This is a genomic window from Paenibacillus nicotianae (assembly GCF_042681745.1).
GTDB lineage: Bacteria > Bacillota > Bacilli > Paenibacillales > Paenibacillaceae > Saccharibacillus > Saccharibacillus nicotianae.
In genome coordinates this window covers 2,879,527-2,894,902 of record NZ_JBHUGF010000010.1, presented here as the reverse complement: position 1 = coordinate 2,894,902, position 15,376 = coordinate 2,879,527, and the positions used below count along the sequence as shown (strand labels likewise).

The 15,376-nt window shown below is 39.5% G+C and carries 12 protein-coding genes; all 12 read left to right on the top strand.

All coding sequences use genetic code 11. The features are described 5' to 3' along the window. The first annotated feature begins 24 nt into the window (after positions 1 to 24). The 12 genes from ACFSGI_RS16930 to ACFSGI_RS16875 all read left to right on the top strand — a co-directional run bounded on the left by ACFSGI_RS16930 (position 25) and on the right by ACFSGI_RS16875 (position 15,350). Positions 25 to 1,458, top strand: a complete 1,434-nt coding sequence (locus ACFSGI_RS16930; RefSeq protein ID WP_204825365.1) for an RtcB family protein — start codon at positions 25 to 27, stop codon at positions 1,456 to 1,458. Further along, the gene (locus ACFSGI_RS16925; RefSeq protein WP_204825364.1) at positions 1,459 to 2,787 is read left to right on the top strand and encodes an AAA family ATPase; all 1,329 of its coding nucleotides are present in this window, start codon (positions 1,459 to 1,461) and stop codon (positions 2,785 to 2,787) included. A 391-nt stretch (positions 2,788 to 3,178) separates the two neighbouring features. Next, positions 3,179 to 4,345, top strand: coding sequence for a pectate lyase family protein (locus tag ACFSGI_RS16920; protein WP_204825363.1), 1,167 nt, complete (start codon positions 3,179 to 3,181; stop codon positions 4,343 to 4,345). 304 nt (positions 4,346 to 4,649) lie between these two features. Beyond that, positions 4,650 to 5,567, top strand: coding sequence for an ABC transporter permease (locus tag ACFSGI_RS16915; RefSeq protein WP_379283728.1), 918 nt, complete (start codon positions 4,650 to 4,652; stop codon positions 5,565 to 5,567). A 40-nt stretch (positions 5,568 to 5,607) separates the two neighbouring features. Then, the gene (locus tag ACFSGI_RS16910) at positions 5,608 to 6,555 is read left to right on the top strand and encodes a carbohydrate ABC transporter permease (RefSeq protein WP_379283726.1); all 948 of its coding nucleotides are present in this window, start codon (positions 5,608 to 5,610) and stop codon (positions 6,553 to 6,555) included. A gap of 68 nt (positions 6,556 to 6,623) precedes the next feature. Further along, positions 6,624 to 8,213 (top strand): extracellular solute-binding protein, encoded by a 1,590-nt coding sequence (locus ACFSGI_RS16905; RefSeq protein WP_379283724.1) that lies wholly within the window; start codon positions 6,624 to 6,626, stop codon positions 8,211 to 8,213. Positions 8,214 to 8,329: 116 nt separating this feature from the next. Beyond that, positions 8,330 to 9,301: a LacI family DNA-binding transcriptional regulator gene (locus tag ACFSGI_RS16900; RefSeq protein ID WP_204825362.1), complete on the top strand. Its 972-nt coding sequence runs from the start codon at positions 8,330 to 8,332 to the stop codon at positions 9,299 to 9,301. A 16-nt stretch (positions 9,302 to 9,317) separates the two neighbouring features. Next, entirely contained in the window at positions 9,318 to 10,355 is a 1,038-nt protein-coding gene (locus tag ACFSGI_RS16895) for a pectinesterase family protein (RefSeq protein ID WP_204825361.1), read from the top strand. A gap of 362 nt (positions 10,356 to 10,717) precedes the next feature. Continuing rightward, on the top strand, positions 10,718 to 11,764 hold the full coding sequence (locus ACFSGI_RS16890) for a BMP family lipoprotein (protein ID WP_204825360.1): 1,047 nt from the start codon (positions 10,718 to 10,720) through the stop codon (positions 11,762 to 11,764). Positions 11,765 to 11,872: 108 nt separating this feature from the next. Continuing rightward, positions 11,873 to 13,381 carry an ABC transporter ATP-binding protein gene (locus ACFSGI_RS16885; RefSeq protein ID WP_204825359.1) on the top strand — a complete coding sequence of 503 codons (1,509 nt, stop codon included), beginning with the start codon at positions 11,873 to 11,875 and terminating at the stop codon, positions 13,379 to 13,381. Beyond that, entirely contained in the window at positions 13,378 to 14,427 is a 1,050-nt protein-coding gene (locus ACFSGI_RS16880) for an ABC transporter permease (protein WP_204825358.1), read from the top strand. Before ACFSGI_RS16885 ends, ACFSGI_RS16880 begins: the two co-directional genes overlap by 4 nt. Next, a complete protein-coding gene (locus tag ACFSGI_RS16875; RefSeq protein WP_204825357.1) occupies positions 14,427 to 15,350 on the top strand; it encodes an ABC transporter permease in 924 nt (307 codons plus the stop codon). The genes ACFSGI_RS16880 and ACFSGI_RS16875 overlap by 1 nt, the downstream gene beginning before the upstream one ends. Positions 15,351 to 15,376 lie beyond the last annotated feature (26 nt).

The window sequence follows — 15,376 nt, the reverse complement described above, 5'->3', positions numbered from 1 at the left end:
GAATTGAAAGAGGTTTTACCAATTATGAGTACTCCAATATCATCTTCTTATATTCATGAAGTAAAACTTCCTGCGGGAAGTGTACATGTCTACGCCAATCCAGAATTATTTGCAGGATTGGATTATAAAGTATTTAATATGGCTAATAATAATTTACAAATCCCAGGTATTCAGTATATGGGCTATACACCTGATGTGCATGTCGGCATTGGCACATGTATTGGTACAACGGCGGTCTGGGATGCAAGTGCCGGTTATGTATCGCCTTCGATTGTAGGTAGCGATATCGGTTGTGGTATGCGTGTGCATCTGACCAATTTGCATCGGGATGATCTACAGGATGTGAAATTACGCCGTAAATTAGTCAAAGCTATCGAAAAATATTTACCGATGGAATCCCAGCAACGAGGACATTTTGCAGATTTACGTTTAGAACATGTAGTACGAAAAGGATTACATGGTCTACCCGGTAAATACGTGCCGGATAGCTATACACCCAAAAAATCCACGTCATTGACTCATGTGGAAGAAAGCCGTTTTTCTTTTGACGAAGAAGTGCTTAATGGTGTTCGTGATCAGACATGGGGGAGAGCCCATCGTCAATTGGGAACACTAGGCGGTGGCAATCACTTTGCTGAGATTCAGGCGCTTGAAATTGATGAAGAAAACCGTCATATAGCGGAAGCATGGGGCATGAGCGACGGACAAATTGTGGTCATGATTCATTCGGGTTCACGTTCTTGGGGAGGCAGTGTCAGTCAAGAAAGCAATCGTGTAATGCTTTCACAGATGCAACGATTAGGATTAGGAACAGCCGATCCTAGACTTGCTTTTCTTCCTCTGTCTCATCCTGAAGGTCAGTATTATGTGAATATGATGTATTCGGCGCTGAACTATGCCACAGTAAATCGTCATCTAATCGCTTATAGTATTCGTGAAGCGTTCCGCGATGTATTCGGTCGTTCCTGTGAAATGCGTACTTTGTATGATCTGATGCACAATTATGCGTGGGCAGAAGAACGGGACGAAGGAGCTGTATTTATCCATCGCAAAGGAGCAACTCGTGCTCTTCCAGCCGGTCATGCAGGTAATCCTAAGCCTTATCTGGCTACAGGTCATCCGGCATTGATTCCAGGGTCGATGGGAACGTCATCGTATATTATGGTTGGTCAGCCCGGTGGATATGATAATTATTATTCAATCTGTCATGGCGCAGGACGTGCACGTTCTCGTTCAGCTACCAAAAAATTAGTAACGGTTGATCAATTTGCTAGTTCGCTTCAAGTCGGTACAGCCGACGAGATCGTTGTCAATCAGCGTTCACTTGAATCGATATTAGATGAATCACCACAAGCATATAAAGATGTAGATCAGATTATTGAAAGTGTCACAGGAGCAGGGCTTGCTTCTGTAGTCGCTAAATGTAAGCCGCTTGCGGCAATCAAGGGGGCTAAATGAATGGATTCACTTTTTCAGACAAGTCATACTAATGTGGAACCGATCGATAGTGAAAACACTCCTGAAGCGATTGTAATTTACACTAAAGATGAACAGAAATTACCTACCGAATATGCAGATTATGCAAGGGTAATCAAAGGCATCGAAGAAGCGTTAACAGCACGTTATGGAGTGACTTATACATTATATTCAAGCAGTGATCCGAATACCGAATATTGGGAATTGCTGGACGAAGATTTGCGTCATAACAATACCGATGTAGAGCATGTGATTCGCATCTATGATCGTTTGGAAGAACGTACTTTTGTCTATGATGGAGACCGTACTGAGCCTGATTATTGTGTACATCCATCGATGATCAATAATGTATTTGCGTATGCACAAGCAGGTGTAGCACTGGCACGTATGCCGGTATTCCGTCCGCATGGATTAAGTAACGAAGATCTTGTTTTTGCAGTAAGTGATGAATCGTTATTGAAATTTCTAGGGGATGTACGTGTACGTCAACGTGAACAAAGTCTGCGTCGTGTGACTGTGTTTACAGATACACGTCATGGCATTAATCGCCAAATGGAACCGGTGAGTCGCGCAGTCTCACGCGATGATGTGATTATGGCACCAGAGATCAAACAAGATATTTATCGCTCGCTGGATCGCTTTTTTGCAGAAGATCGTTCGTTTTACAAAACGTATGATATTCCGTATAAACGTGGTATTTTGCTATACGGGCATCCGGGTAACGGGAAAACAACACTGGTCAAATCGATTGCAGGTAGTGTACCAGGCCCTGTAGCATACTGGCAGATCACCGAATATACAAGCAGTGAATCGATTGAAGAAGTATTCGATGCGGCTGTACGTATGACACCGATGGTGCTTGTGATCGAAGATATTGATTCTATGCCGAAAGATGCACGTTCCTTTTTCTTAAATACACTGGATGGAGCAACGTCCAAAGAAGGTGTATTTCTGATCGGAACAACCAATTATCCTGAAAAAATCGATCCTGGTTTGATGAATCGTGCCGGACGTTTTGATCGTGCTTATGAAATTGTTTTACCTGATGAGAAATTACGGGCAGAATTCTTTTATCGCAAACGTCTGCATGAATTTGCAGGAGAAGATATGGTGCAGGAAACTGCTAAATTAACCGAAGGATTTACTTTTGCTCAATTGGGCGAATTGTATATTTCCGCGGCATTACACTGGCATGAAGATGGTCAATTGGATATGAAAGAATTGATTCAAGGACTTCGCGGCGAATTGGATAAAAGTCGCAAAGGCGTATGGCTTCAAAATAGTGAAGGTCGAGTCGGTTTTCATTTCTAATTAGCCTATTGTGACTGAAATAATGGTCTCTAACTATCATTTTATAAAAGGATTGGAAAAGTAGAGTTTTCTACTTTTCCAATCCTTTTTTTCGTGATGGATAAAGGTGAAATACAAGATTTTCTACTAAATAGAAAAATATGAAATTTTCGGTATTATTATATGTAATTATTAGATTAAATTATCTGTTTCTTATTAGACGCGATATGAAAATAGGATCATAGAATACATCGTTAATCGTATATGGAATAAAAATACATAGAAATATATAATTGGATACATCGCAAAAGAGTAATAAAAAATTAGCGATAGAAAGGAGTCTCGTTCAGGAAAAGGCTTGGGCGTCTACAGGGTATAGCGATAACAATATAATCATTCAGGAGGGTACACAATGACCAAAAGAAGCAAATTATCTTTCGCAGGGATGACGATGTCTTTTCTTAGTGTAATCATGTTATCCACATTGTTATTTCCGGGATTAACGATGAGTTATACACATGCAGCATCAACAGGCGGATATGCTACAACAACAGGTTCAAATGAAGCCGCTGTAACCGTAACGACACTTGCTGAATTGAAAAATGCGTTTAATGCAGGCAAACATCATATTGTAATCAAAGGCAATATTTATGGTGGAGCCAAACCATTAACACTTACGTTTGCTACAACCAATTGGAATAATACAACGATTGAAGGAGCAAGCGGTGGCGGAGCAGTATTACAAAATATTCAGTTAAAATTTAGTGGCGAAAATCTTCCAGCAGGCACAAATATCGAAAATGTAGTGATCAAAAATATTACGTTCTACGGAAATATTAAAGATTTGCAAAATTTAAGTGGAGCAGATACACAACCCGGTGGTATAGGTACCAACTACTTGGGAGTCTCTTTTCGCCGTACAAGCAATATTTTGGTAGATCATGTCACGATGTATAATATTAGTGATGATCTATTTGTTATCTCGCAGGGTTCTGATTATGCTACTTTGTCAAACAGTCACTTTTATTTTACAGATAGTTGGTTAAATATGAATCCTAATCCTATTTGGAACTGGGTAGGAAGTAATCAAGATTTGGCTTCTGAACGGCTGGCTTTGATCATCGGTTCTAATAAAAATGATTCGTATACTTATGGTGGTGGCAAACTACATGTGACCATGCATCATAACTGGTTCGGCCCTAATCTAAAAGGACGTCCATTATTGCGTGGATATGTGCATATGTATGATAACTACTTTGATAACAGTACAACACCAACAGGCAATAATTCACAAGGTTATTCACAACAACAGTACAATGCAGCGCAGATCGGTAGTGGAGGTAATATTTTTTCGGAAAATAACTATTTTTACAAAACTAATAACAGTAACCAAATTGGTCTAGATAGTAATGGAGATGCTTATAAATTTTATGAACGCAACAATGTGTATAATGCAGTTACAGGAACATCCGCTACAGGAGCAGCATTTCCGGGTGGAACGTCATTCCCGTATAGTTATTCGTTAGACCCAGCAGCGAATGTACCGAATCTAGTACAAGCTAATGCAGGTCCTAAATAATAAGCAGGTAATTAATAAGAGAATGATTGTCAAAAACAGAAGAGTCTGCTAGAATAAACAAAAATGAATGTAAGCGTATTCATAAATACTAAAATTACAACGTTGTAATTTTAAAAAGTAAAAAAGATAACGTAAAATAAAAAGAATAATTGTGCTAATTATGTTGTTTTTAAAATGAGAATATAGAACACAATCACTTTATATTTTGCTTATTCTTTTATTTTTATAGCAAAATTACAACGTTGTAATTAAGTGAAATATTCAAAAGTATACCGATGAAATCAGTGAAAGGGAGTGGTCTATAGTGGGTAAAAAAGCAATTTTACTTATGAAATTGGTTAAGCGTGATAAGTACTTGTTGATTATGTTTGCACCTGTTTTTGTGTACTATGTGATTTTTATGTATATTCCTATGCCCGGTGTATTGATTGCTTTCAAAAATTTTACGCCAGGGCATGGTATTTTCGGTGGAGACTGGGTAGGATTGCAATGGTTTGCTCAATTTATTCATTCTATTTACTTCTGGCGGTTGTTACGCAATACTTTTTTACTCGCTTTTTTACCTCTACTTTTTGGATTCGGGATTCCTATTTTATTCGCTGTATGTATTGTTGAAATCAAAAATCAGGTGTTTAAACGATTTGCTCAAACAATTACGTATTTACCTCATTTTATATCCACAGTCGTCGTTGCCGGTATGTTAATTAATTTTTTATCCCCGGCTGATGGAATTGTGAATACATTGTTAGCAAGGTTTGGTATCGAAAAAGTTAATTTTATGATGGAAGCAGGTTGGTTTCGAACGATTTTTACGAGTTCTGAAATCTGGCAAAGTTTTGGGTTTAGCTCTATCATCTATATCGCTGCTATTATGAGCATCGATCCTGAAATGTATGATTCCGGCAAAATTGATGGCGTTAGCAAATTTCAAGAATTATGGCATCTGACATTACCAAGTATCAAGCCTACGATTGTTATTTTGTTGCTGTTATCACTGGGTGGCATTATGAGTGTCGGTTTTGAAAAAGTATATTTGCTTTACAACGGTGCAACGTATGAGACCGCAGATGTATTATCCACATACGTATATCGGATGGGAATAGAAGGACAGAATTATGGATTTGCTACAGCAGTAGGTTTGTTTAACTCGATTATTACTTTTGTACTTGTGTTCACTGTTAATCGGATAACAAGACGTATGACCAATATGTCTCTCTGGTAGTTTTGACACAGGTTAGCCAGATGGATTAAAGGAGACGCCCATGAAAAAATCGATGATCGAAAGTCCACATCGTTCGTATATGAAGATCAACAGTGATACATTTACACCTAAAAAATCATTAAGCGATCGTACATTCTACGGATTAATTTATGTAATGACTATTGTGGCGATTATAATGACTTTGTATCCATTCTTGTATGTGCTGAGTATTTCATTTAGTTCTGTAGAAGCGATAGATCAGCAGAAAGTCATTTTATTTCCGGTAGGCTTTACATTATCCGGTTACAAAATGGTGTTGCAGTATCAAGAGCTGTGGGTCTCCTTTTACAATACACTCTGGTATACAGTTGTAGGTACAGTACTGAATATTTTGTTTACTTGTTTGGCGGCATTCCCTTTATCCAGACCTCGATTTTTTTTACGTCGTAAATTGAATTTTTTTATCGCGTTTACGATGTACTTTTCCGGTGGATTGATCCCTGTGTATATGTTAATTACTTCGCTAGGGTTATACAATACACGCTGGGCAATGGTATTACCTGTGTTAGTGATTACTTTTAATGTGATGATTTGTCGGTCTGCTTTTGAAGGAATACCGAATGAAATATTTGAGAGCGCTAACATTGATGGAGCGAACGATATTACGATGTTATTTAAATTAGCGATTCCGATCATTAAGCCTACACTGGCTGTATTGACACTATACTATGCAGTGTATCACTGGAATAACTTTTTCTCGGCTCTGCTCTATCTAGGGCAACAGGATTTGCAACCGTTACAGATGTTTTTACGCAGAGTCTTAATTATGGCTTCGCCTGAAGTAATGCAGAAAATGGGCGGATCAATGTCTACCAGTGCATTAGCAGTATCTACATTGCAGGTGCGTTATGTTTCTATTGTAGTGAGCATTTTGCCAATTGTAACAATCTATCCTTTTATTCAACGTTATTTTGTCAAAGGGATTACATTGGGTGCGGTAAAAGGATAAGTCGCCCGTTATATGCGAAAGGCGATAAAAAATATGATTTGGGTATGATCATAAAGGGGGCAAGCAAGATGAAAGCCAAAAAAGTAAGTAAATTGGTATTGGTCACAATGTTAGCGGCAAGTCTGGCAGGTTGTAACAGTGGGAGCAATGGATCACAGACAAGTGCAGCGGTCGAAGCGGAGCCGAATTTTACATATACAGGGAAAGGACCTGTGACAGCGATCAAAGATGCCGAATTGTCTGTACTTGCAACCAATGCTTGGACTACCAATGTTGATTTAGCCCATGCTAAGATCGTCCAGCAAATTACTGATAATGCCGGTATTAAAGTGAATTGGGATCTGATTCCTCCTCAAAACTATGCGGATGCTGTCAATCCTAGACTCGCCGCAGGAGTAGACTTACCAGATATTATTTATATGCCTGACCAAGATCAATTAATGAAATATATCAATAGTGGTATTGTGATTCCGATCGATGAACTGTACGAAAAATACGGAGTGAATTTGAAAACAATCTATAAGCAATCTCCTGATGTCAAAGCTAGTCTAACTACGCCCAACGGTAAAATGTATTATGTGCCTCAGCAGACACTCACCAAAAATTATATGCCTGTATTCATGGTTAATGAACGATGGCTGAAAACTTTAGGTCTACAAGAACCGACAACTCTGGATGAATTTACAGAGATGTTACGTCAATTCAAAACAAAAGATCCGAATCAAAATGGCAAAGCAGACGAGATTCCAATGTCGATGGAGCCCAAGTTTTTAGAAATGGCATTTGGCCCTGTATTTGGATTAGATTTGTCAAATCAATTTTATGCAGATAATCAAGGGAAAGTACATTTTAGTTATAATGAGCCTGCTTACAAGCAATACTTAACCTATCTTAATAGTCTATACAAAGAAGGATTATTAGGTGTCGATTATGCAAGCACGACCAGCGATCAAGTGACTTCAAGAATCTCACAAAATGTAACTGGAGCTACATTTAATTTTAGCTGGTATATGTCGATGGTTTATAGTCCATTATTTAAAGATTACAATCCAAAAGAGCCTATATTTAAAGGAATCTTACCACTCAAAGGACCGAATGGAGATCAATTTTATATTGGGCGCACGCCTGTCAGTGGCATTTTTGGAATTTCAAGAGATAGTAAAAATCCTGCGTTAGCTTTTAAATTTCTAGACTATGCGGTTAGCGAAGAAGCGCAGACGTATTACACCTGGGGTATCAAAGATGATACGTATACTGACAAAGATGGAAAAAAACAGTTTACAGCTAAAGGCCGAGATAATGATTATATCCAAAAGCTAGGGATTGGGCCTGTGAATCTACCTAATATTCAATCAGCCGAATCTGCTGATGCATTAGTTCCTGCATGGCATTCACAATTAGACAAAAAATTAGAACCGTATATCCATGCTCCTTTTCCGTTTGTATATGCTCTTCCAGAAGAAGCGAGTACAGATAGTATGGCAATGCCTGATATTACTACGTATGTAGAAGAAATGAATTTCAAATTTGTTAGTGGTAGTCTGGGATTAGATCAATTCGATAATTATCTTAGTACTCTCAAAAGTATGAATATCGATCAAGTTATTGCTAACAAACAAGCTCAATATGATCGCTATCTTGCAGCTCAAAAAAAATAATTTAATCTTATTTATAGGGTAGCTATTTGGGAAATATTTCATCAAACCTATATAATAGAAGAATAATAAAGTATTGCCCATCTGCTCCTGATCGTTTACGAAAAAGAAGGTGTTATATGATTACTATTAAAGACATCGCTAAGCTAGCAGGTGTTAGCTATAGCACTGTATCCAAAGCATTAAATCATGATCCACGTATCAAACATACGACACGTGAGAAAGTACTAGCTGTAGCGGAAAAGCATCATTATCGTAAAAATATTATGGCACAACAGCTATCTTCAGGTAGAAGTAATATTATCGGATTTGTACTGGATGAACTGAATAATCCGTTGTTTGCTAACATATCCGGTAACCTTCATGCAGAATTAAAAAAATTAGGATATCAGATGATTCTGGTAGTAGCTGATGAAGGTATGGATGTATTAGATCATTTACGAGTAGACGGATGTATTTTTTGGGATTATGAAATGACAGATCGAGCAGCATTCTGGAAACGATTTTCCAATATTCAAATCCCTTGTTTTGTACTAGGAACCGATGATTCACCCAACTCTCCATATATCAAAATTGACCGTAAAGAAGGTATTTACAAAGCGGTAGAGCATCTTAGAAACAATGGACATACAGAGATTGGATTTATCGGTAATTCTCAACCGATCAAGTTAGAAGGCTATCGTGAAGCACTACAACGTACAGGATTGGAATGGAATAAAGATTATATATTACCGGCATATTCTTCATGGGAAGATGGGTATTTTGCTATTCGAAATTATGAGTGGACTTCCAAATCGCCGACAGCTTTTATCGGATTGAATAATATGGTCACCCGTGGTGCCCTGCGTGCTTTGCTAGAGGCTGGTTATAAAGTGCCATCGGATATTTCATTAATTGGTTATGACGATCTTCCTGATATGCAATATGCAGAAGTGGCGTTGACTACGATTGGACCGCCATTAGATGAGCTAGCTATTCAAGCTGCTGAATTGATTGTTGCTTTGATTCGAGGAGAACAGGTTCAGTATCCTGTAATTATCCAGCCACAATTGTATCATCGTCAATCGGTTGCTTCATACAAAGCTACATAAATGAGGAGGGTGAACTGTGCGGGATATTCCAGCTTTATTATTGGAAGTAACCGTTGCATTAGATGGAAGCGGTGACTATACTAGCATCCAGAGTGCTATCGATGAGATACCACATCATCGTGAATATCCTACTGTTATATATATTCAGGCTGGAACGTATTACGAAAAACTTCATATTGAAAAGCCGTTTGTTCATTTGATCGGTGATCCTGCTCAACCGACTGTGATTACCTATGATGATTATGCACGCAAAACATTTGCAGATGGATCGTTATATCATACGTTTTACTCGTATACCGTATTTGTAGGAAGTGATGATTTTAGAGCAGAACATCTATCTTTTATCAATAGCGCAGGTGCAGGCGAGCAAGTAGGGCAAGCGTTAGCCGTATATGTGGATAGTGATCGAGCTGTTTTTGATCATTGTCGATTTGTAGGGCAGCAGGATACATTGTTTACAGGGCCATTACCACCTCAACCTATTGATCGTAGTACATTTGGTGGCCCGCGCGAAGGCGCATTTCGTCGTGCTCAACGACAATATTATAAGCACTGTTATATAGAAGGAAATATTGATTTTATTTTTGGATCAGCGACGGCTGTGTTTGATCGGTGTGAGATTTTTGCTAGAAAACGTGAACTTCTATCTAGCTTATCTAAGGATACAGAGGGTACTAGCGAATCAATGATACATGGCTGGTTAACAGCGGCTTCTACACCAGAAGATGTGCAGTATGGATATGTATTTTTGGATTGCCAGTTAACCAGTGATGCACCACCACATAGCTTTTACTTAGGTAGACCGTGGCGTAATTATGCTAAAGTGACATGGATCAGATGTCATATAGGAGCACATATTCATTCTACAGGTTGGGATAACTGGAATAAGCCAGAAGCAGAGTCAACTGTTGTATACCAAGAATATAATAGTGAGGGTGCAGGTGCTTCTATTAAAGATCGAGTATCGTGGAGTTACTTATTAGATAGTACAGAAGCCGAAGATTACACTGTCGAACATATTTTGGCAGGAGGCGATGGTTGGATACCCAAATAAGTAGCCATTCATATGATCCAATACTTGGTATGATAAGCGCAACTCCGTTTAATAAAACTATAATTTTTGCAAAGCCAAATACCTGACAATGTATAACGTAAAGTCCTGAATGATAGTATTCAGGACTTTTTTTCGATTGGATTTTAAGTGATTGATAAGCAAAAAGTCTTGTATAAAGGTCTTAACCATATTAAAGTAATATAAAAGTTTGAGCACGCATTTGACGCAATAAAAGAAGAAATTATTATAAAATGATCGTTTATTCGTCATATTACCTAAAAAAGGTTTGACAAAAGGCGACAAATTTCTTAGGATTAGTGAAAACATACGTTAAATTTGGATGGAATGGGGAATAAAAAAGAATGAAGAAGCGTTTAATGTTCGTAATTACTATAGTTATGGTGTTCGCATTATTAGCAGCATGTAGTTCTGGTGGGTCTAATTCCGAACAATCAGCGTCTAATGGTAACAGTGCTGAAGGCACAGGTAAAAAGTTGAAAATGGCTCTTGTTCTTCCAGAAGAAATAGGGGTTAATCAGTTCTTTGTTCAAATGGACGAAGGTTTCCAAAAAGCAGGTAAAGAGTTTGGGGTAGAAACAAAAACAATCCAATCTTCTGATCCAACAGCTTTTGAACAAAATATGCGTGCAACAGTAGCAGAAGATTATGATCTTATTATTACAGCAACGTTCCAAGCAGAAGATGTTTTGAAGCAAGTTGCCGAAGAAAATCCAGATAAATCATTTGCCATTATCGATACAACTGTAGATCTTCCTAACGTACGTAGCGTAGGATTCCGTGAATATGAAGCTTCTTATTTATTAGGAGCAGCCGCAGGACTAGCAACCAAAACCAATGTTGTTGGTATGGTAGCGGCACAAGATGTACCTTTGCTTAAAAAATATAGTGAAGGCTTCAAAGAAGGATTAGCTTCTGTAAATCCAAAAGCGAAATTTTTAATTGGTTATGTAGGTAGCTTTAACGATCCAGCTAAAGCAAAAGAATTAGCATTGGTGCAATACGGTCAAGGTGCTGACTTTGTCGCAGGAGCATCTGCAACAAGTGATCTAGGTGTATTTGAAGCAGCGAAAGAGAAAAACTTATACACATCCGGTCAAGATACAGATCGCACTGTAGAAGATCCAGATCATGTTGTATTGTCTCAATTAAAAGGTACAGACGCAGTAGCTTATGAGACTGTGAAAGACTTTGTAGATGGTAACTTCAAATTCGGTACCACAGCTTATGGATTAAAAGAAAAAGGTGTAGGTCTTACTTTTGTAACGACAGACAGCACATCAAAGCTTAGTCCATTTATCGGAGAAGAAGTTGTGAATAAAGTGAAAAAAATCAGCGACGATATTATCGCTGGCAAAATCGTTGTAAAAAACCCGTTAGAACAAAAATAAGTAATAGAATTGATAAGCACGGCAAGTTGATTAACCGGCTGCTATACCGAGCAGCCGGTTTTGTTGTTATCTGATGTACATTGTAATCTGGAATGGAGGTTTATACCGATGACGTTGTTATTAGAAATGAAAAATATAACCAAAAAGTATGGAGATTTTACGGCAAATCATAATATTAATTTTGATGTACGTAAAGGTGAAATTCATGCTTTAGTCGGTGAAAATGGGGCAGGTAAAACGACCTTAATGCGCATGTTATATGGCATGGAAGAGCCGACTTCCGGTAGCATTACAATCAATGGTAAAGAAGTTCATTTTCATGATCCATCTGAAGCGATTCGTCAAGGAATTGGCATGGTACATCAACATTTTATGTTATTCCCAAGCTTTACACTGGCTGAAAATATCGTGATCGGTGGAGAACCGAAGCGCAGTGGATTATTTGATCGTAAAGCGGCGGCAGATAAAGTCAATGAACTCGGACAAATGTACGGAATGCCTGTAGATCCGTGGCGTAAAGCAGGAGATTGTCCTCTTGGTGTACAACAACGAACCGAGATTTTGAAAGTGTTGTATCAAGGAGCAGATGTCATTATTCTGGATGAGCCTACAGGTGTGCTGACCCCTAGTGAAGTCAAAGAATTATTACAGTCGATCAAACGTCTGGCGGCGCAAGGGAAAAGCTTTATTTTAATTACACATAAGCTACATGAAGTGATGGAAGCGGCAGACCGAATTACTGTTCTACGTGATGGCGTAATCACCGGACATATGGAATCCAATACGACCGATGAAGAGCAAATTTCTCGTCTGATGGTTGGACGCGATCTGATCCCGATGAGTCGTGTAGCGAATGAGCCAGGAGCATCTGTGATGCATGTACAGAATGTAACCCTTGCAGGAGCCAAAGGCGCCAAGCCATTATTGGATAATGTTACATTGACAGTACGTCAGGGCGAGATTGTCGGGATTGCAGGTATTTCAGGTAATGGACAATCTGAATTGCTACAGGTAATATCAGGGCTTGTTCAGCCAGATAGCGGCATTGTCGAACTGAATGGCAAAGATGTAACCGGAAATTCTGTACGTGCGATTCGTGAACAAGGAATGGCGCATATTCCAGAAGATCGCTATATGTGGGGAGCTTCGCGTGAAGCGACTGTGCTCGATAATGGATTAATGGGACATCAACATCAGTACAAAAAAGGCGGTCTTATTCAGCGTCACAAACTTCGTAAAGTCGTAAGTGGATGGGTAGAACGTTTTGCGATCAAAACCGGATCACTGGATACGCAAGCGCAATTCCTGTCTGGTGGTAATTTACAGAAGTTAATTGCAGCGCGTGAATTTGCTCAAAATAAACCGTTTCTCATTGCAGCCGAGCCTACGCGTGGTGTGGATGTAGGGGCGATGGAGACAATTCATGGTGAATTGCTTGCTAAATGCAAAGCAGGAGACGGTATTTTGTTAGTCTCTTCCGAGTTAACCGAAATTCTTAAATTATCCGATCGGATTCTGGTCATGTATGAAGGCGCAATTGCAGGCGAATTATCTGCCGCAGAAGCGACCGAAGAACAGATTAGCTTATTAATGGCAGGAGGGAAGCGCAAACTATGACCAGACTGAAACGAAATCTTTTCGCGCTTCTACAACCGATTATAGCGGTCATTATCGGCTTGCTTGCAGGAGCGATAGCTATTGTATTGTTAGGCGATTCTGTGATCGATACGTATCGTGAAATGTGGAATGGTGCTTTTGGAAGCTTTTACTTTTTAACGAATACATTAACACGCGCGACACCGATTATTTTGACAGGGCTTGGGGTGGCTCTAGCTTTTCGCGCGGGATTCTTTAATATGGGTTCTACCGGACAGATGGTACTTGGTGGACTAGCGGCGGCGATTACAGCTCTATATTTACCGGGGCCAGGTTGGATGGTGCTGATCGTTTCCCTAGTCGTAGGAATGGCAATTGGTGGTCTGTGGTCTTTATTCGCAGGCTATATGGATGCAAAATTCGGTATTAATCTGTTGATCTCTACATTGTTATTGAACTATATCGCTTCATTATTTGCCGGATATATGGTGGCTTTTCCGTTGAAAGACCAAAGTGGTTCAGCGGCAATGGCACAGACACCTATGATCGATAAAAGTATCTGGTTACCGAAGTTATTTTCCGGTATGAGTCTACATGCGGGCTTTATTTTAGCGATAGTGGCGGCAATTGCTTTGTACATTTTTATACAAAAAAGTGTATCCGGTTATGAGATTCGGATGCTTGGTAATAATCCTTTTTTCGCCGCTTATGGTGGAGTGAAAAGAGGCCGGATGATGGTTGTAGCCATGTTGACCAGTGGAGCACTGGCTGGACTTGCAGGTGCAGGTGAAGTACTTGGTACCCAGCATCGTTATCTAGATGGTGCACTAGCTTCCGCAGATTATGGTTGGAGCGGTATTATGGCAACATTACTTGCTTCGTCCAATCCGCTAGGAACAGCGGTAGCAGGGATATTACTAGCAGCATTGCAAACAGGTGCGATGGGTGTAGAACGTAATACGAATGTACCGTTAGAAGTCGCTAGTGTTATTCAAGCGGTATTGACCTTATTTGTATCGGCACGATTTGGCTATGCGTTCCTCAAACGCAGAAAGGAGAAGAATTAATGGATCAGTTATTCGATGTGTCTTTATTTAATTCCATGTTGCGTATTGTGACGCCTATTCTTCTCGCTGCTCTAGGTGGAGCGATCTGTGCCCGGGTTGGACTGTTCAATGTAGGATTAGAAGGTCTGGTATTGATCGGAGCCTTTTCTGCGATTCTCGGTAATCACTTGCTTGGCAATGTATGGTTAGCGATTATTTTTGCTATTTTATGTGTGATGTTATTTTCGCTGATCTTCGCATATATAAGTATTAATTTGAGGGCAAATGTGATTGTAGTTGGGATCTCGATGAACTTTCTAGCCGCAGGCTTAACGACATTTTGTCTACGGGCAATCTTCGATGTAAAAGGCGCTTATTATGATAAAAATATGATGGGCTTACCGAAATGGGATATTCCTGTTATCAAAGATATTCCGGTATTAGGCGGGATTGTCTCCGGTCATTCACCACTTGTCTATTTAGCTTTTTTTGCCGCAATTCTGATGCAGATTTATCTGTTCAAAACAGTCAGCGGATTCCGCTTACGTGCCGCAGGTGAAAATCCAGTAGCTGCTCAAAGTCTGGGTATTCCTGTGCGTCGTATTCAATATGGAGCGGTATTGATGTCTGGCGTATTATGTGGTCTAGCAGGAGCACAATTATCGCTAGGACAGGTGACAATGTTTACCGAAGGCATGACCGCAGGGCGTGGATTTATCGCTCTGGTGGCTACGATGTTGGGGCAATCTAATCCGATTGGTGTGGTCGCTTCTAGCCTGCTGTTTGGCTTTATGGATGCCTTTAGTATTCGTCTGCAAGGATTTGCTTTACCTGCTCAATTTACACAGATGTTACCGTATATTGTGACACTGGTTGCGATGTTCTTTTTCAAAGATCGCAGTTATCTTAAAGATGCTCAACGAGCAAACGGAAGCTCACGTTAATTGTACAAGTTGAAGTGTATATTCAT